General features: G+C 64.3%; 17 protein-coding genes. 14 read left to right on the top strand and 3 right to left on the bottom strand.

The genetic code is table 11. The features are described 5' to 3' along the window. Nucleotides 1-108: 108 nt before the first annotated feature. Together HBF24_RS15355 and HBF24_RS15350 are read left to right on the top strand one after the other, a co-directional pair. Nucleotides 109-285, top strand: coding sequence for a hemin uptake protein HemP (locus HBF24_RS15355; RefSeq protein ID WP_167175091.1), 177 nt, complete (start codon nt 109-111; stop codon nt 283-285). Nucleotides 286-382: 97 nt separating this feature from the next. Then, complete coding sequence (locus HBF24_RS15350; RefSeq protein WP_167174823.1) at nt 383-1,009, top strand: hypothetical protein; 627 nt, start codon at nt 383-385, stop codon at nt 1,007-1,009. Nucleotides 1,010-1,105: 96 nt separating this feature from the next. Here the strand turns inward: HBF24_RS15350 and HBF24_RS15345 are convergent, their stop codons facing one another. From HBF24_RS15345 to HBF24_RS15335, 3 genes are read right to left on the bottom strand one after another with little or no spacing between them, the layout of a single operon-like run. Further along, complete coding sequence (locus tag HBF24_RS15345; protein ID WP_167174820.1) at nt 1,106-2,194, bottom strand: PDZ domain-containing protein; 1,089 nt, start codon at nt 2,192-2,194, stop codon at nt 1,106-1,108. A gap of 1 nt (nt 2,195) precedes the next feature. Further along, nucleotides 2,196-2,789, bottom strand: coding sequence for a hypothetical protein (locus tag HBF24_RS15340; protein ID WP_167174817.1), 594 nt, complete (start codon nt 2,787-2,789; stop codon nt 2,196-2,198). After that, entirely contained in the window at nt 2,786-3,346 is a 561-nt protein-coding gene (locus tag HBF24_RS15335) for a sigma-70 family RNA polymerase sigma factor (RefSeq protein WP_343162779.1), read from the bottom strand. Before HBF24_RS15335 ends, HBF24_RS15340 begins: the two co-directional genes overlap by 4 nt. Nucleotides 3,347-3,572: 226 nt before the next feature. Between HBF24_RS15335 and HBF24_RS15330 the strand changes: the two genes are divergently transcribed. The 12 genes from HBF24_RS15330 to HBF24_RS15275 all read left to right on the top strand — a co-directional run bounded on the left by HBF24_RS15330 (nt 3,573) and on the right by HBF24_RS15275 (nt 18,773). Next, nucleotides 3,573-4,850, top strand: coding sequence for an efflux RND transporter periplasmic adaptor subunit (locus HBF24_RS15330; protein WP_167174814.1), 1,278 nt, complete (start codon nt 3,573-3,575; stop codon nt 4,848-4,850). 113 nt (nt 4,851-4,963) lie between these two features. Next, complete coding sequence (locus tag HBF24_RS15325) at nt 4,964-5,680, top strand: ABC transporter ATP-binding protein (protein WP_167174810.1); 717 nt, start codon at nt 4,964-4,966, stop codon at nt 5,678-5,680. Nucleotides 5,681-5,706: 26 nt separating this feature from the next. Then, on the top strand, nt 5,707-7,023 hold the full coding sequence (locus HBF24_RS15320; protein WP_167174807.1) for an ABC transporter permease: 1,317 nt from the start codon (nt 5,707-5,709) through the stop codon (nt 7,021-7,023). 13 nt (nt 7,024-7,036) lie between these two features. Next, nucleotides 7,037-8,287 (top strand): ABC transporter permease, encoded by a 1,251-nt coding sequence (locus tag HBF24_RS15315; RefSeq protein WP_167174804.1) that lies wholly within the window; start codon nt 7,037-7,039, stop codon nt 8,285-8,287. A gap of 48 nt (nt 8,288-8,335) precedes the next feature. After that, a complete protein-coding gene (locus HBF24_RS15310) occupies nt 8,336-9,658 on the top strand; it encodes an ABC transporter permease (protein ID WP_167174801.1) in 1,323 nt (440 codons plus the stop codon). A gap of 10 nt (nt 9,659-9,668) precedes the next feature. Next, complete coding sequence (locus HBF24_RS15305) at nt 9,669-10,883, top strand: FtsX-like permease family protein (protein WP_167174798.1); 1,215 nt, start codon at nt 9,669-9,671, stop codon at nt 10,881-10,883. A gap of 113 nt (nt 10,884-10,996) precedes the next feature. Continuing rightward, complete coding sequence (locus HBF24_RS15300) at nt 10,997-12,289, top strand: ABC transporter permease (RefSeq protein WP_167174795.1); 1,293 nt, start codon at nt 10,997-10,999, stop codon at nt 12,287-12,289. Between the two features lie 24 nt (nt 12,290-12,313). Next, nucleotides 12,314-13,540 (top strand): FtsX-like permease family protein, encoded by a 1,227-nt coding sequence (locus HBF24_RS15295; RefSeq protein ID WP_167174792.1) that lies wholly within the window; start codon nt 12,314-12,316, stop codon nt 13,538-13,540. 86 nt (nt 13,541-13,626) lie between these two features. Further along, entirely contained in the window at nt 13,627-14,925 is a 1,299-nt protein-coding gene (locus HBF24_RS15290; RefSeq protein WP_167174789.1) for an ABC transporter permease, read from the top strand. Nucleotide 14,926: 1 nt separating this feature from the next. Next, nucleotides 14,927-16,153, top strand: coding sequence for an FtsX-like permease family protein (locus HBF24_RS15285; RefSeq protein WP_167174786.1), 1,227 nt, complete (start codon nt 14,927-14,929; stop codon nt 16,151-16,153). A gap of 79 nt (nt 16,154-16,232) precedes the next feature. Beyond that, nucleotides 16,233-17,534: an ABC transporter permease gene (locus HBF24_RS15280; RefSeq protein WP_167174783.1), complete on the top strand. Its 1,302-nt coding sequence runs from the start codon at nt 16,233-16,235 to the stop codon at nt 17,532-17,534. 12 nt (nt 17,535-17,546) lie between these two features. Next, nucleotides 17,547-18,773 carry an FtsX-like permease family protein gene (locus HBF24_RS15275; RefSeq protein ID WP_167174779.1) on the top strand — a complete coding sequence of 409 codons (1,227 nt, stop codon included), beginning with the start codon at nt 17,547-17,549 and terminating at the stop codon, nt 18,771-18,773. Nucleotides 18,774-18,806 lie beyond the last annotated feature (33 nt).

Here is an 18,806-nt window from a genome sequence, read left to right as displayed (position 1 = left end):
AGTTTGGGCGGAGAAGCGTGTTCGGTGTTGACGAGTAAATGAGAATGGTTATTATTTGAAACCACATTTACCCCTGTGGAGCTTCTCATGTTGCTGCGAGCCTCACCCATGCGTGTCCATGCCCCGGCCAGCCGCTCGACGTCTTCGCCGGCCCCGGTCTCGCCCGTGCGTCGTATTGATAGCCAGCGTCTACTCGACGGTGAGCGCGAGCTGGTCATCGAGCACCAGGGCAACGAATACCATCTGCGCCTGACCCGCAACGACAAGCTCATCCTCACCAAGTAATCCGCTTCTCCCCAGCGCGGGCGCCAGCCACGCGGAGCCTTGCCTCCCGCCAGCCACGGCCGCCACCGACATGCATCTTTGAGGTAACGAGGTGACCATGCGCGTCCGTCAAGCCTGGCGTCGTCATGCCGGAGATCCGTCCGGTGCTGTTTCCACCCGTGCCGAGGGCGCGCGCCACGCCGCCTTGCTGGCCGATCTTCCCAGTCTGGGCGTGGTGCTGTGCCAGTCGCGCGCGCGCGCCGACCACCAGGATCTGGCGCGCTGGATCGCGGCCGAGCCGGGTATGCCGTGGCCGGATCATCCCTGGTTGCGTGGTGTCTGGCAGGCCAGCGAAGTCAGCGTGCAGGCACGCGTGGGGCCCGACGGCGTGCGCGAATGGCTGGACTTTGCCGATGAAACGGCGCGCGTATGGTTGCGCGTGTGGTTGCTTCCGGACAGCGATTACTGCGCCTGGGACGCGCTGCTGGAGCGCCATCGCATGATCGTGCACCGGGCCGAACCCAGCGCCGATACCTGTTTGCCGCGGGCCTGCCTTCGCGAGCGCTGGAATGGCCTGCACGGCGCGCCGGCGGCGCTGTGCCGCTTTGCAGTCAGGCGCCTGGGGGGCATGCAACTACTGGGCCTGAGCCCGGTCGCCGGCGGCTCGAGGCAGACGCTGGCCCATGTCGAGCGGGTGGTGCGCGGTCATGCCCGCGCCGGTGAGCCCGCTGCGCTGTGGATGTAGGCCGCGTCCGGCCTTCGCAGCAAAGAAGTCCCACCACGGCGGACCGGTATGAAGGCCGGCTACCCGCCGTGGTGGAACTGGGGTGATCAGAAAACCTTACCGACCGGCCGACCCGGGCTTGGCCGGAGCGTCGATCCTTCGCATCGGCGGCGCCATGGGTGGGCGCGGTCCCATGTGCGGGCTGGGCGGCGGTGGCGGCAGACGGTGATCCATATCGGGCACCTTCAGCGACAGCGTGTGCTGTTGGTTGTGGCGACGCACGGTGATCGACACGGTATTGCCCTTGCCGTGTTTTGTGCCCGGCTGCCGGTCCACCCCGGCGTGCATCAGCGCGCGCATCGCCGAGGGCGGATCGCCGACGGCATGACCGTCGATCGCGATGATGACGTCACCGCTGTGCAGTCCGGGATAGCGGTGTGCATCGCTGGACAGTACCAGCGCACCCTTGTGAGTACCGAAGTAACTGCCCAACTCGCCGTCGAGCGGCGCCAGGTGCAGCCCCCACCACGGCATGCCGGCAAAATCGGGCATGTGGCCGAAGCGGTGCGGCAGATGCCCCAGCATGCCCAGCATATGCGGCCAGTCCGGACCGCTGCCAGCGACGGGCTTGAGTGTGAGCTGACGGGTCTTGCCGTCATGCAGCACCGTCAGAGTGACCGCCTGGCCGGGCTTGAGCGAGCCCAGCAGACGATGCGGCGGCATCGGCCACGGGTGATGACGATCCCGTGGCGCTTGCTGGTGCTCGCGGTCTTGCGGGTTGGGTGGCATCGCGGCGGGCAGCGCATGGCCGTCGACGGCCATGATTACATCGCCGCTGACCAGGCCGGCCTTGTCGGCCGGTCCATCCGGCGTCACCGCAATGATGCGTGCGCCCTTGGCGCTGGGGCGCAGCACGACGCCGAGCAGGCCATGTTGGGGGTCGGTCAGCTGCTCAAGAGCTTTCAGCCGTGGATCGTCCTCGGCCAGACGCGAGGATAGCGTGGCCATGCGTGCGGCGAGCTGGCCCATCTTGGCCTGCATCTGCTCCAGCTCCTTGCGTGTGGCGGCCGAGTCGGCCTGGGCGGCGTGGCCATGGGACGGGCTGGCCGTGTGCTCGGCGGTCTGGGCGGTAACGGCACTGCCGAACAGCAAGCCGCTGCCGAGCAGGGCGACGGTCAGCGCGTGGCGGGTGAGTCGAGGCTTCATATCAGTCGATCCAGGTATTGGCGGCGTGGCCATGCCCGTGCGCCGATGTGGAGGTGTCGGCCAGCGCGCCCTGCGCCAGTTGCAGCGTGGCCAGGCTGCGCAGGCGTTCAACGCGCTGGCGCCACAGCGATTCGCGCTGGCTGGCATCGTCACTTTGGCCCAGCTGCACGTCGATGGCGGCCAGTTGGTCGCGCAGTTGCACCTGGGTGGCAAGGTCCTGGCCGGTGGTCATCACGCTGCCGGCGCGAAGCTGGCGCAGCCAGGCTTCCAGACGCTGCGAGCGCACCTGCAGGGCGGCGATGCGTGCTTCGCGGTCAATCGAGTGGCCAGTCGGGTGACTGGGCGCACTGGCAATGCTGCCAGTGGCGGTGCCGGCCGTAGGGGGGCGCTGCACCAGCATGACCACCAGCGCCAGGCTGGCTGCGGCAGCCAGGGGCAGGGCGATATACCAGGCGCGACGGCGCATGCGACGGCGGCGTGCGCGTGCGGCGACCAGCGCAAAGGCGTCGTGGGGCGGCGATACCTGCGGCAGGCTGCGTAGCAGCGCGCCCAGGTAGGCCGGCTGATCCGGGTCGTGATGGGGGCGATCGATCATGGCGAAGTCTCCGCCGCAGGTTCCAGCAAAGCGCGCAAGCGGCGTGTGCCGCGCGCCAGTTGTGATTTGGAGTAGCTCACGCTGCGGCCGAATTGGTCGGCAATCTCCACATGCGTGTAGCCCTCCACGTGATAGAGCCACAGCACCGCGCGGGTGGCGTCGGGCAGCTGTTGCAGGGCGCGCTCGACCAGCGCCACGTCCATGCGTTGCCAGGGCAGGGCGCTGGACTCATCGCAATACACGTCCTCGTAGCCCTCGCTGGCATGACGCTTGTCCCGGCGCAGACGCATCAACGCCTCGTTGACCGCCATCTGCCGCAGCCAGCCCCAGAACGGGCTGTCACCGCGGAACTGGTGAGCGCGCTCGAAAGCTTTCAGCAGCGTGTCCTGCAACACCTCGGCGGCCGCATCCGGCTGGCCGGTCAGGCGTAGCGCCAGCGTGTACACCGGCGTTTCGAAGGTGCGGTAGACCTGCTCGAACGCATGCATGTCGCCGCGCTTCAAACGTTCGATGGTGCCTTCCGGCAGTGGCTTGGCGAAGGAGGATGGGCTGTTCACGTTGCAAGAGATGCCGGTGTGGGGCCAAGCGTCGCAGCGATGCGTGCCTGCGGACTGTCCACGCAGGCGTCCGCGCTGTCCGCCGGGGTGTCCGCGGACACTCTAGCGCAATCGGTTATGTGGCACTTAATTTATTTATTTCATCAGCTTGCGTGCATTTTTTGTCGTTGGCACGGGGCTTGCTGTTCTTCATCACGTATACACATTCGACTGCACCGGACACCGCATGATTCGCGACACTTCTGCCCAGGACCAGCTTCTCGACACCAGTGCCAGCAAGCGCCGCAGGCGCTGGATTTTCATCGGCGCTGGCGCGCTGCTCATCGTGGTGGTGGCGCTGCTGGTGCCGTGGCTGAGCCGGGCGCTGTCGGTGGATGCCTCGGTCAGCGCCTCGCGCCTGTCCTTCGCGACCGTCGAGCGCGGCTCGTTCGTGCGTGATGTGGCGGCCGAGGGCCGCGTGGTGGCCGCGGTCAGCCCGACCATGTACGCCAACTCGCCCGGCGACGTGACCCTGAAAGTGCATGCCGGCGACACCGTGAAGAAGGGTCAGGTGCTGGCGGTGATCGACTCGCCCGAGCTCAAGAACAAGCTGTTGCAGGAGCAGTCGGCCCTGGCCGGCAACGAGGTCGATTACGAGCGCGCCAAGATCGATGCGCGGCAAAAGCGCCTGCAACTGCAGAAGGCCGTGGACAACGCCAAGGTGGATGCCAACGCCGCCGAGCGCGAGCTGCAGCGCAACCGCGAAGCGTTCGCCAAGGGTGCGGTGCCGAAGATGGATGTGGACAGCGCCGAAGACGCCAAGGAGAAGGCCGACATCGCGCTCAAGCACGCGCGCCAGGACATGAACCTGGACAAGGACAGCCTGACGTTCGACATCAAGGCCAAGAAGCTGATCCGCGACAAGCAGAAGTTGCTGGTCGCCGACTACCAGCGCCAGGTCGATGACCTGAATGTGAAATCGCCAGTCAACGGCCAGGTCGGCCAGATCTTCATCGCGCCGCAGGCAACCGTGGCCAAGGACGCCAAGCTGCTGACGGTGATCGACCTGTCCGCACTGGAAGTGGAAGTGAAGGTGCCCGAGAGCTTCGCGCGCGATCTGGGCGTCGGCATGCCGGCCAAGATTTCCGGCAATGGCCACACCTGGGACGGCGTGGTCGGCTCGATCTCGCCCGAAGTGGTCGACGGCCAGGTCTCGGCGCGGGTGCGCTTTGCCAAGGGCGACAAGCCCGAGCAGCTGCGCCAGAACCAGCGCCTGTCCGTGCGCATCGTGCTCGACCACGAAGACAACGCGCTGACCGTGGCGCGCGGCTCGTTCGTGGATGAATCGGGCGGTCGTTACGCCTACGTGGTGCACGACGGCGTTGCCGTGAAAACACCGGTGCAGCTGGGCCCCAGCAGCATCGACAAGGTGGAAATCCTCAAGGGGCTCAAGGCCGGCGACAAGGTGGTGATTTCCGGCTCGGACAACTTCAACGGCGCCGCCCGCGTCGCCATCAGCGATTGATCAAGCGGGAATGGGGAAAGGGTGCCGATGGCAGGCCCCCAGCTGACACCGGCACACCTTTCCCCGTGACCGTCAGCCCACGATTTTCAATTTCTACGCAAAGGACCAACACCATGCTCAAGATGACGCACCTGTCCAAGGTCTACCGCACGGAAGTGGTGGAAACCTACGCCCTGCGTGATTTCTCCATCGATGTGAAGGAAGGCGAGTTCGTCGCCGTGACCGGCCCGTCCGGTTCGGGCAAAACCACCTTCCTGACCATTGCCGGCCTGCTGGAAACCTTCACCGGCGGCAGCTACCACCTGGACGGCGTGGACGTAAGCCATCTCAACGACAACGCGCGCTCGAAGATCCGCAACGAGAAGATCGGCTTCATCTTTCAGGCCTTCAACCTGATTCCCGATCTGAACGTGTACGACAACGTCGAGGTGCCCTTGCGTTATCGCGGCATGAAGGCGGCCGAGCGCAAGAAGCGGATCATGGAATCGCTGGAGCGCGTGGGCCTTTCCTCGCGCCTGAAGCATTACCCGGCCGAACTTTCCGGCGGTCAGCAACAGCGCGTGGCCATTGCCCGTGCGCTGGCCGGCAGCCCGCGTCTGCTGCTGGCCGATGAGCCCACCGGCAACTTGGACACGCAGATGGCGCGCGGCGTCATGGAGCTGCTGGAGGACATCCATCGCGAGGGCGCCACCATCGTCATGGTGACCCACGATCCGGAACTGGCCACGCGCGCGCAGCGCAACGTGCACGTGATCGACGGCCAGGTCGTCGATGTGGCCGAGGACCGTGTGTTCTCCACCTCGCAGCTGGCCGAACACAGCCCGGCCTGATCCGTTTTCGGGGGAAGTGCACGCACATGTTTGCCTATTACGTTGATCTTGCCTGGCGCAGCCTGCGCCGTAGCCGCGGCCTGACCATACTGATGGTATTGGCCATCGGCTTCGGTGTGGCCGCGTCCATGACCACCTTCGCGGTGTTCCGTGCCGCCTCGGGCGATCCGATTCCGTGGAAGTCGGGCAAGCTGTTCGTGCCACAGATCGACTCGGCCGGTCCCGGCAACGGCAACACCGACAACGAGCCGCCCCAGCAGCTGACTTATCCGGATGCGATGGCGCTGATGCGCGATCACCGCGCCGTGCACCAGTCGGCGATGTACCGCCTGGGCGTGTCGGTAGTACCGGACAAGGCCGGTGCGCATCCGTTCAACGTCGACGGTCATGCGGTGTTCGCCGGCTTCTTCCCGATGCTGGATGTGCCCTTTGCCTACGGCAGCGCCTGGAGCCACGCCGACGACCAGCATCGCGCCGCGGTGGTGGTGATCTCCTCGCATCTGAACGACAAGCTGTTCGGTGGCGGCAACAGCGTTGGGCGTTCGATCAACATAGAGGGCAAAAACTACCGCGTCGTTGGTGTCACCGATCACTGGGACCCCAAGCCGATGTTCTACGACGTGGTCAACACCGGCGGTTTCACCACGCAGCGTGATGACGTGCTGATTCCGTTGCCCAGTGCCATCGACGCCAACATCACCAACCAGGGCACCACCAACTGCAGCCGGCCAAGTCCCGAGCCCGGTTTTGTCGGGTTGCAGCATTCCACCTGTGTGTGGATTGCCTACATGGCTGAACTCGATAGCACTGCCCAGGTCAGCGCCTACAAACGCTATCTGGACAACTACGCGCGTTCGCAGCAGCAGGCCGGCCGCTATGACTGGCCGCCCAACAACCGTCTGCGCAGCCTGCCGCAGTGGCTCGATTACATGCATGTGGTGCCGTCGGACACCAAGGTGTCGCTGCTGGTGGCGCTGGGTCTGTTCGTGGTCTGCCTGGTCAATACCGCCGGGCTGCTGCTGGCCAAACTGACCCGACGTTCGGGTGAGATCGGTGTGCGCCGCGCCATTGGTGCGCCGCGTCGGGCCATCTACGCGCAGTTTGTCATCGAGGCCGGCATGGTCGGCTTGACCGGCGGCGTGCTGGGCATGGTGCTGACCGCGCTGGGTGTGCTGGCCATGCGCGTGGTGCTGCCGCCGGAAATTGCCGATCTGGCACGCCTGAACGTCGGTCTGTTCGCGCTGACCGTGCTGGTCGCCATGGCCGCCACCGTGCTGGCTGGTCTTTACCCGTCATTCCGCGCCGCCAACGTGCAGCCGGCCTGGCATCTGAAATCGCATTGAGAAGGCGCCCTTCATGACTGTGCATCCCATCATTGCCGCGCTGCGCCGCCACAAGGCCGGCGTCATTCTCATCGGTCTGCAGATCGCGTTGACACTGGCCATCGTCTGCAATGCGGTGTTCATCATCGGCCAGCGTATCTCGCGCGTGGACCGGCCCACCGGCATCAACGAATCGAACCTGTTCCTGGTCACCCAGCAATATGTGGGCGCGCCCAGCTCCGACACCAAAGCCGGTGCCGACAAGCTGGACACCATGGAGCTGGAGGACGCGGCCGCATTGCGCCAGCTGCCGAGCGTGGCCAAAGTCTCGGTGATCAGCTCCATGCCGCTGCTCAATTCGGCCTGGAACGGCGGCATGTCCACCAAGCCGCAGGCCAAGAGCGGTTTCAAGATGACCACGTATTACTTTGGCGACCAGAACATGTTGTCCACGCTGGGCGCGCAGCTGGTGGCCGGACGCGACTTCAACGCCGGCGATGTGCAGCATGCCGGTTTCCGCACCGATGCCAAGCGGCCGGTGGTGATTGTCACCCAGAGCCTGGCGCACAAGCTGTTCCCGAACGGCTCGGCACTGGGCAAGACGGTGTACATGGATGGCAGCGGCTCGCCCTCGACCATCATCGGCATCGTCAAGCGTCTGCAAACGCCGTCCACCAGTGACTGGGCGTCCTCGTTCGCCTACGACTCCACGCTTATTCCCACCCGCAAGGACGCCTTCTTCAGTCGCTATCTGGTGCGGGCCAAGCCGGGACAGATGAAGGCAGCGATGGCTGCCGCGCACGATGCGCTGTTCAAGGTCAATCCGATGCGAGTGATTGACGATGACATGGGCATCCGCAGCTTTGCCTCGATCCGTGCCGAGGCCTACAAGCAGGACGTCAGCATGGCGATCCTGATGGGCGCGGTGTGCATCATCCTGCTGGCACTGACCGCTGCCGGCATCGTTGGCCTGACCAGCTTCTGGGTCGGTCAGCGCACCAAGCAGATTGGCGTGCGCCGGGCGCTGGGTGCGCGTGGCATCGACATCCTGCGCTACTTCCAGCTGGAGAACCTGTTCATTGCCGGCATGGGCGTGGTGGTTGGCCTGCTGCTGGCCATCGGCGTCAACCAGTGGCTGGTGCAGCACTTCGAGATGGATCGCATGCCGCTGGGTTACCTGTTCGTGGGTGTGCTGGTGGTGCTGGTCCTGGGTCAGCTGGCCGTGTTCGTGCCGGCGCGACGCGCCTCGCGCGTGCCGCCGGTGACTGCCACCCGAAGCGTATGAGCTTCTCCCTCTCCCCGCGCCTGGGGAGACGGTTTTCGAGGAGGATGGATGTTCAAGTATTACCTGCAACTGGCCGTGCACAGCCTGAAGCGCTATCCGGTGCTGACCGGGTTGATGGTGCTGGCCATTGCCGTGGGCATCGGCGCCAGCATGACCACGCTGACGGTGATGCATCTGCTGTCGGGCAACCCCATGCCGGGCAAGAGCGGCAAGTTGTTCTATGCGCAGGTGGACGCCGATACCGACAACAGCTATCCGCACAAAGATCCATTGGACATGCTCGACTATCGCTCGGCGATGGACCTGTGGAGCGCGCACAAGGCCGATCGGCAAACGCTGATCATCGACAGCTCCGTCAAGGTGGTCGCTCCCGACAGTCAGTTGCCGCCGCTCATGCGGACCATGCTCTCGACCACGTCGGATTTTTTCCCCATGTTTGATGTGCCTTTCCAGTATGGACAGGCATGGACCGCCGAGCAGGGACAGCGCCATGCGAGGGTCGCGGTCATTTCGGCCGCACTCAATCGCAAGCTGTTTGGAGGCGCCAATAGCGTGGGGCGTACGCTGCGCATCCGCGGGGCGGATGTGCGTATCGTCGGCGTGCTGGCGCAGTGGCGGCCGTCACCGGTGTTCTACAAGGTGGTTGGCGGTCGCTTCGGCGCGGCCACCAATGGCCGTTTTTACGGAGATACCGAAGATGTGATGATGCCGGTGGGGACCGGGATCGACCTCAACGACGGTCATTTCGAACCGTTCACCTGCTGGGATCTGCCCGAACACGCCGGGCATCTGACCCATGCCGGTTGTGCCTGGGTCGGGCTGTGGGTGCAGCTCGATTCACCGGCCAAGGTCACGGCCTATCACGAGTTTCTTACCCATTACGCCCAGCAGCAGAAGCAGCTGGGACGCTTCACGCATACCGACGTTCGCCTGCGCGACCTGATGCAGTGGCTCACCTTCAACCAAGTGGTGCCGCCGGACGTGAAGTTGCAGACCTCGCTGGCTTTCGCCTTTTTGCTGATTTGCCTGTTCAACACGGTGGGCCTGCTGTTGGCCAAGTTCCTGCGTCGCTCGGGTGAAATCGGTCTGCGTCGTGCGCTGGGCGCCACGCGCGCGTCGGTGTTCGCGCAGTGCCTGGTCGAGGCGGGGCTGGTCGGGGTGCTCGGGGGGATCGGCGGCTGGGTGCTGACCCTGGTCGGCCTGTGGGCGGTACGCCAACAGCCGGTGGCCTACGCCAATCTGGCACACATGGACCTGTCCATGTTCGCACTGACGTTTCTGCTGTCGGTGCTGGTGGCCGTGCTCGCGGGCGCATTGCCAGCCGCGCGTGCCAGCCGTACCGCGCCAGCGCTGCACTTGAAGACGCTGTAAGGAGACTGGCATGCAGATTCAACCCATACTTGCCGCCCTGCGCCGTCATCGACTGGCCACCTTGCTGATCACACTGCAGATCGCCCTGGCGTGCGCGGTGCTGAGCAACGCGAGCTTCCTCATTTCGCAGCGGATATCGCGCATGCACGCGCCCAGCGGTGTGGACAACGCACAGCTGGCCGAGGTCAGTGTGGAGGGCTTCGCTCCGGACCAGGCCAGCAACGTCAATGCGCGCATGCTGGCCATGTTGCGCGGCACCGCTGGCGTCAGTTCGGCGGCGCTGATCAATGCCGTGCCATTTGGTGACCCGGCGGCCAACGCCGGCATCAAGCTCGATCCTTCGGAGCAGGGCACGCACGGCGTAATGCATTTCTACGTCGGGGGGCCTGGAGCCTTTCAGGCGCTGGGACTGAAGGTGGTCGAGGGTCGTGCGCCACAGGCCGGTGACTACCAGCCAGTGGCCGATTTCACACCAAAACAGGCCCCAGTAGTCATCACCCGCGCATTGGCCACATCGCTATGGCCACAGGGTCATCCACTGGGCAAGTCCATATGGATAGGTTCGCGCCGGTTTCGGGTCATTGGTGTGGTCAAGGGACTGATACGTCCGGCGCCTTTCACCAGCAGCAACCGCCCGGCGCAGGGCAGCATTTTTGTGCCCGGACAGCCTGGTCCGCAGTTGGTCGGGCGCTATTTGATCCGGGTCGCTACCGGGCAGATGGACTCGGTGCTTGAACGGGTACGCAAGGCGGTCAGGCAGATGGGGCCGCAGGTAGTGCTGGATGAAGCGCAGACGGCGTCTGTCGAAAGCCTGCATTCGAGCTACTTCCAGACCGATCGCTCCATGGTCGCACTGTTGCTTGGTGTAGTGGCTGCGCTGCTACTGGTCACGGCGCTTGGCATGGTCGGGCTGGCCAGTTTCTGGGTCAGCCAACGCACGCGACAGATTGGTGTGCGTCGCGCACTGGGCGCCACGCAGGGCGCGATCCTGCGCTATTTCCAGACCGAGAACCTGCTCATTGTCAGTGCCGGCATTGCGCTGGGCGTGGTGATGGCCTTCGCGTTGAACGTGCTGCTGATGCAGTACTACGAGGTACCGCGCCTGCCGCTGGGGTATCTGCCGGTGGGTGCGCTGGCGCTGTGGTTGTTGGGGCAACTGGCGGTGCTTTCGCCGGCCTTGCGCGCTTCGCGCGTGCCGCCGGTGGTGGCCACGCGCAGCGTATGAATGTCTCCCTCCCCTGCGTGCAGGGGAGGGCCGGGGAGGGGTGAAGGTGTGCCGTAAGCACCCGAGCCTTTCCCAGCCGTCCTCTGCATGCAGGGGCGCTATGGAGATGATGGATGTTGAGTTACTACCTGCAACTGGCCTGGCGCAGTTTACGCCGCTACAAGACGCTGACGGTATTGATGGTGCTGGCCATTGCCGTGGGCATTGGCACCAGCATGACCACGCTCACCGTGCTGCATGTGTTGTCGGGCGACCCGATTCCCGCCAAGAGCGGCAAGCTCTTTCGTGTGCGCATCAATACATTCCCGGATGATCGCTTCCAGCCCACGGACAAGACGCCGGATAACCTGACCCGGCGCGATGCGACAGCCCTGCTTGGCGATGCACGCGGCGATCATCAGGCGGTGATGTCGGCCGGCAGCGGCGTGCTGATAACGCCCCAGGGCGAGCCGATGCGCGCGCAGGCGCGCTACACCACGGCGGACTTCTTCCCCATGTTCAACGTTCCCATGCGCTACGGCCGGGCGTGGAATGGGCAGGCGGATACGGCTCATGCGCGGGTCGCGGTGATCTCGAGCCAGCTCAACGATCTGTTGTTCGGCGACCAGAGTGGCGTGGGCAAGACCCTGCAATTCGGCGATGCCAGCCTGCGCATCGTCGGTGTGCTCGGCAGCTGGGACATGAATCCGCGCTTCTACGATTTGAGCAACGGCGAATACGGCGACAGCGAACAGGTATTCGTGCCGCTTTCCACCGCGCTGGACCTGCATCTAGGCACCAGCGGCACGATGAATTGTTGGGGCAACGCCAAGGACGCTCACGACCTGGATGCGCCGTGTATCTGGCTGCAGTACTGGGTGGAACTGGACAGCCCGGCCAAGGTGGCTGCCTACCAGCGCTACCTGCACAACTACATGGCGTTGCAGCAGCAGGCCGGACGTTTCCGTCATCCAGCACAGGTGCGGTTGCAAAACGTCATGCAGTGGCTTGATTACAAGGGCGTGGTGCCCGCCGATGTGCGCATGCAGGTGTGGCTGGCCTTTGGCTTCCTGATGATCTGCCTGCTCAACACGGTGGGTTTGCTGCTTGCCAAGTTTTTGCGCCGTGGCGGCGAGATTGGCGTGCGGCGCGCGCTGGGTGCGTCGCGACGCGATGTGTTCATGCAGTACCTGATCGAGTCGCTGGTGATCGGCATGGTCGGCGGTCTTCTTGGCCTTGTGCTGGCTTATGCCGGTGTTGCTTTGGTTCGCCAGCAACCGACTGAATATGCGGCATTTGTGCACATGGATCTGGGCATCTTGCTGATGACGCTGCTGCTGGCCCTGGTGGCGAGTCTGGTGGCCGGGCTGTTGCCTGCCTGGCGCGCCATGCAGATTCAGCCCGCACGGGCATTGAAGGCTTACTGACCGGCGCCGCCAAGGACACTATCCATGCACATTCGACACATCCTGGCCGCGCTGCGCCACCACCGCATTGCCGCCTTGCTCATCACGCTGGAAATTGCCTTTTCCTGCGCGGTGATCTGTAACGCACTGTTTGTCATCAGCACGCGGCTTGAGCGCATGCATCGGCCGACGGGTGCCGATGAAACGCATCTGGTCGAGGTGCGTGTGGGCCACGTGGCGCGGCGTTCGGCCGAGGCCACCCTGGCGCAAACCCATACCGACTTGGCCGCATTGCGGCGCATATCCGGCGTCAGCCACGTCACTCTGGTCAACCAGACGCTGTTCGGCAGTTCCATTTCCTTCAGTAGCGTCAGTTTGAGCAGTGACAGCAACGCGCCGTCCACGGCGGTCACGCAGTACATGGCCGATGTGAACCTGATTGACACCCTCGGCTTGAAGGTGGTCGCCGGAAGAGGCTTCCGGCCGGATGACCAGGTCACCGACGCCAGCTTGAATGACAAGAATCCGCCGCAGATGCCGGTGATCATCAGCCAGGCGCTGGCCAAGCACTTGTTCCCGGGACAAAGCGCGGTGGGCAAGACACTGTATGCCTTTGGCCCCAATCGCATTGTCGGCGTGGTCAAGCGCCTGGTGCAGCCGCGTGATTTCGGTGCCCCCGGTGAGTACGAGTACGCGATGGTCTTCCCGGTCGATACGCCGTATCCGCAGGGAACCTATCTGTTGCGCGTGCGCGACCCGGCACAGCGCCAGCAGGTGATCAAGCAGGCCTTGTCGGTGCTCAAGAAGGATGGCCCGCTGCGCTTGGTATCACCCAAGTACGCGCGTACCACGGAAGCGGCACGGGCCAAGTACTACAGCGCCGATCGCGCCATGGCCTGGCTGCTGGCGGGCGTATGCGTGTTGCTGTTGGGTGTGACGGCGCTGGGCATCGTCGGCCTGACCAGCTTCTGGGTGACCCAGCGGCGCCACCAGATTGGCATCCGCCGTGCCATCGGTGCCACGCGCCGCGACATTCTCACCTATTTCCAGACCGAGAATTTCCTGATTGCCAGCGCCGGCATCGTGCTCGGAATGGCGCTGGCCTACGGCATCAACTTGCTGCTGATGCAACGCTACGAGCTGCCGCGATTGCCGTTCTATTACTTCCCGGTGGGCGCACTGGTGTTGTGGGTGCTGGGGCAGTTGTCGGTGCTGGGGGCGGCCTTGCGTGCCACCCACGTGCCGCCAGTGGTGGCCACGCGAGCCGCGTGATGAAAGCAACGCACGCAACCACGTCGATCATGCGCATGGCCGGTGCGGTACGCCGGGCATGCATGGTGTGCGACAGGAGTTGACCGATGTTTGCCTATTACCTTGATCTGGCGATGCGCAGCCTTCGGCGCCACAAGATACTGACCGGCTTGATGGTGCTGGCCATCGCGCTGGGTATTGGCGCGTCCATGACCACGCTGACGGTGATGCATGTACTTTCCGGTGACCCGCTGCCTGGCAAGAGTGCGACGCTGTACTACCCGCAGCTTGACCCGCGTGACAGCCAGGATGTGCGTCCCGGGCAGGAGCCGCCGGCGCAGGTCAGCTGGATGGATGGCATGAACCTGCTCAAGGCCGGGCGCGCCGACCGGCAGGCGCTGATGACCGGCGGTGCGGTGCCCATCCAGCCGCCGGACGCGTCGATCGATCCGTTCTTCGAGGACGCACGGTTCACCACGCGCGAATTCTTCGCCATGTTCCATGTGCCGTTTCTGTACGGCCATGCCTGGAGCCGCGAGGATGACAGCAACGATGCACGCCTGGTGGTGCTGTCGCGCCGGATCAACGACAAGTTGTTCGGTGGCGCCGACAGCACCGGCAAGATGCTTCGCACCGGCGGCAAGGAGTTTCGCATCGTCGGCGTGATCGACGATTGGCGCCCGACGCCGCATTTCTACGATCTGATGACCGGGGGTTATGCGGACAGCGAGGGCGTGTATCTTCCGCTGCTGACCGCCACCGACCTGAAATTTCCCACCAATGGCTCGCGCGACTGCTGGGGCAATGGCGCCAACATCGACGCCAAGACCGCGCTGTGCACCTGGCTGCAGTTCTGGGTGGAGCTGGATACACCCGCCAAGGCCGCTGCCTACAAGCAGTTCCTGCTCAACTACTCGCGTCACCAGAAGTCGCTCGGTGTCTACCAGCGCGAGCCGAACGTGCGTCTTCGCAACGTCATGCAGTGGCTGGACCACAACCATGTGGTGCCATCGGACGTGCACCTTCAGTTTTGGCTGGCGATGGGCTTCCTGGTGGTGTGTCTGGTCAATACCGTAGGCCTGATGCTGGCCAAGTTTCTGCGTCGCGCCGGTGAGCTTGGGGTGCGCCGGGCGCTGGGGGCGTCGCGGCGATCGCTGTTCGCGCAGTTGCTGGTGGAGGCCGGGGCCGTCGGTTTGGTGGGCGGCCTGGGCGGTTTGCTGCTGTCGCTGCTGGGCTTGTGGGTTGTGCGCATGCAGCCTTCCGACTACGCGGCCCTGGCACATCTGGACCTGAGCATGTTGCTTGCCACTTTTGCGCTTGCCATTGGCGCGACGATGGTGGCCGGCCTGCTGCCCGCCTGGCGCGCCTGTCTGGTGCCGCCCGCCCTGCAACTGAAGAGTCAGTGACATGGACATCGGACCGATTCTCTCGACCCTGCGCCGGCACAAGATCACCGCCATGTTGCTGATCGTGGAAATGGCATTGACCTGCGCCATCGTGTGCAACGCGGTGTTCCTTATCAGCCAGCGGCTGGAGCGCATGCACATTCCCAGTGGCGTGGCCGAGCATCAACTGGTGATGGTGCAGGTGGCCAATATCGGTATCCAGCCCGACGCCAAGGCGCGCACGCAGGCCGACCTTGATGCCTTGCGCCGCATACCGGGTGTCAAACAGGCCACTCTGGCCAGCCAGGTGCCGTTTACCAACAGCTCGTCCAACACCAGCATTCGCCTCACGCCCACGCAGAAGCTGGCCACCGTCAATGCCACCCAATACATGGGCGAAGACCTGATCGACACCCTGGGTGCGCAGCTGATCGCCGGGCGCCGTTTCCGCGCCGATGAGTATCTGGATTACGACGCGGTGGTGCACAACCTGGATCTGGTGCGCAATCACACACCCTCGGTGATCATCACCAAGGCCTTGGCCGAGCGGCTGTGGCCAGGTGAATCAGGCCTTGGCAAACAGTTCTATTTCGCCGGCGTGGGCGTGCGCGTGGTGGGTGTGGTCAAGGCGCTGATTCGCCCGTCGCTGTCGCTGGGCGACGCTGCCGCGCATTGGTCGATGGTGTTTCCCATGCGCATGAGTTCGGACAACGCCAATCGGTACCTGTTGCGTACCGACCCCAAGGATCGGGATCGCGTGATGGCCGCGGCCGGCAAGGTGCTGCGGCAACTGGATCCCAATCGTATCGTGCTGGCCAAGAAAACACTGGATCAGTTGCGTGCCGATTTCTTCCGCAATGATCGGGCCATGACGGCGACCCTTCTCGGCGTGATCGTGGCGCTGCTCACCGTCACCGCGCTGGGCATTATCGGGCTGGCCAGCTTCTGGGTCGCGCAGCGTCGGCGCACCATCGGCGTGCGCCGGGCTCTGGGTGCCACCCGGGCACACATCCTGCGCTACTTCCAGACCGAGAATTTCCTGCTCGCCAGCATCGGCATCGCGCTGGGCATGGTGCTGGCGTGGGGCATCAACCTGTTCCTGATGCAGCACTACGAGTTGCCCCACCTGCCGTGGACCTACCTGCCCATCGGTGCCCTCGCGCTGTGGTTGATTGGTCAGCTGGCGGTGTTGGGCCCTGCGTTGCGTGCCTCGCGCGTGCCGCCGGTGGTGGCAACAAGGAGCGTGTGATGACGGCGAAGATGAAAGCACGAGGAGTGCGCATGGACCTCTCTCTCTTGCCGGCGGGGGGATATCGGGAAGGTGAGACATGTTGAAGTACTACCTGCAACTGGCCTTGCTCAGCTTGAGACAGCATCGCGTGCTCACTGCACTTATGGTGTTGACGCTGGCGGTGGGCATTGGCGCGAGCATGACCACGCTGACGGTGATGCGTGTGCTTTCCGGCGATCCGGTGCCCAGCCGTCAGGGGCAGCTGTTTCACCCAGAGGTCGACCCGTGGCCCATGGATCGCTACGTGGCGGGCCAGACCCAGCCACCGCCAAACCTGAGCTATGCCGATGCGATGGGGTTGATGCATGCCAGCCGCGCTACGCAACAAGTGACGCTGACCACGTCGCGCGCCAAGCTGCTGCCGCATGCAAATGGCGAGCATCCGTTTTTCGCCGATACGGTGATGACCACGCATGGCTTTTTCGGCACCTTCGATACGCCGTTCGAGTACGGAGGTGGCTGGAGCCAGGCACAGGACGACAGCCGCGAGCGCGTGATGGTGATTGCCGACGCGCTCAACCGCAAACTGTTTGGCGGCACCAACAGCGTTGGCAAATCATTGCGCGTGGCCGGACACGACTACCGCATCGTCGGCGTACTGGCACCCTGGGATCCACAGCCGCGCTTTTACGATTTGACCTTGCGCGGACGCGGCTATGGCGCGGGCGACATGTTGTACATGCCACTGGAAGCCGCGCTCGATGATGGACTGCATTCCAGCACCATGAACTGCTATGACAGCGGCGATTTCAGCAAGCCGCGTGTGGCGCCGTGCATGTGGCTTACGCTTTGGGTGCGCCTGACCTCGTCTGCCCAGCAGCGTGACTATCGCGCCATGCTGCATAGCTACGTCAAGCAACAGATCGCCATGGGCCGATTGCATCGGCCGGATGCGCGGCTGATGTCGATGCGCCAGTGGCTGGATGATCGCCAGGCAGTACCCGATGACGTACGCGTGCAAACCGGCATGGCGCTGGGCTTCTTGTTGATCTGCATCGTCAACACCATTGGCCTGTTGCTGGCCAAATGTCTGCGGCGCAGTCGCGAAATTGGTACGCGTCGTGCGCTGGGTGCCAGTCGCGCGGCCATCTTCGCGCAGTTCATGGTCGAGTCGGCCATCGTCGGCCTGAGTGGCGGGGTGCTGGGCCTGGTGCTGGCGGAGATCGGACTGTGGGGCGTGCGTCATCAGCCGGTGTCCTATGCCAGCTTGGCGCATCTGGACCCTTTGATGTTCGCGTTCACGTTCGTGGTGGCCGTCTCGGCGGCGTTGCTGGCGGGGCTGTTGCCGGCGTGGCGTGCGTGCGTGGTGGCGCCGGCGCCGCAGTTGAAGGCCGGTTGAGGGAGTGCCCTGATGAACATTCGTCCCATTCTGGCCAGCCTGCGCAAACATCGCCTGCCGGTGTTCTTGCTGGTGCTGGAAATTGCGCTGGCTTGCGCCGTGCTGTGCAACGCGGTGTCGATGATCGCGACCCGCTGGTCCGACCTTGGCGTCAACAGTGGCATTGAAGAACCGGGTTTGAGCCTGGTCACCGTCAACGGCAACGATGGCGACCGGGCGGCGGCGGATATCCCGCGAAATCTCGCGGCGCTGCACGGCATCGGCGGTGTCAGGTCCGCCGGTATGATCACCGGCGTGCCGCTGTCCAACAGCATGTGGGTGACGGCCACCGGCACCACGCCGTTCGACAGTACCGACATGCGCCAGAAGGCATCGAGTACGGCCGTCTATATCGCCGGTCGCGGTGCACTGGATACTCTGGGTGTAAGGCTGGTGGCCGGACGTCTGTTTCGCGATGAGGACTACATCGGCGCGGGTATACGCAGCGATTATCAATCCCAGGCGTCGGTCGTGCTGATCAGTCAGTCTTTCGCGCAAACGCTATGGCCGGGCCAGTCGGCGCTGGGCAAGACGATTTACAGCCTGGGGCACACGCACTACACCGTGGTGGGCGTGCTGGCCGATCTGGCCGCGCCAAGCCTGTCCGGCCTCGGTCCGAACACGCGTTATCACACCATCGTGTTTCCCGGCGCACCCAACAGCGAGTTCGACACCTATCTGATTCGCAGCCGTCCCAACGAGCAGGCGCGGGTGATGCGGGAAGCCATGGCGACCTTGCAGCGCCTGCAGCCGCAGGCGGTCATCAGTGCCAAAACCTACGCCAAAGTGCGGGCCGGCTATTTCGACGATGCGCGCAACATGATTGCCATGCTGGTGCTGGTGGCCGCGATCATGCTGGCGGTAACGGCGGTTGGCATCATTGGCCTGAGCAGCTTCTGGGTCAGCCAGCGCCGCCGGCAGATTGGCGTGCGACGCGCATTGGGCGCTCGGGCCATCGACATTCTGCGCTACTTCCAGACCGAGAACCTGTTGCTCAGTTGCGGCGGCATCGTGCTGGGCATGGCTGCGGCTTACGGCATCAACCTCTGGTTGACCATGCATTACGACGTACCACGCATGCCCTGGTTCTATTTGCCAGTGGGCGCCATCGCGCTGGCGTTGCTTGGCCAACTGGCGGTGTTGGGGCCGGCACTGCGCGCCTCGCGCGTGCCGCCGGTGGTGGCAACAAGGAGCGTGTGATGGTCATCCGTACGCAAGCGCCAGGCGCCGTGG

This window comes from Oleiagrimonas sp. C23AA, from assembly GCF_011759385.1.
GTDB lineage: Bacteria > Pseudomonadota > Gammaproteobacteria > Xanthomonadales > Rhodanobacteraceae > Oleiagrimonas.
Note: the sequence above shows the minus strand (reverse complement) of the source record. Positions and strands in the feature narration are given on the sequence as shown.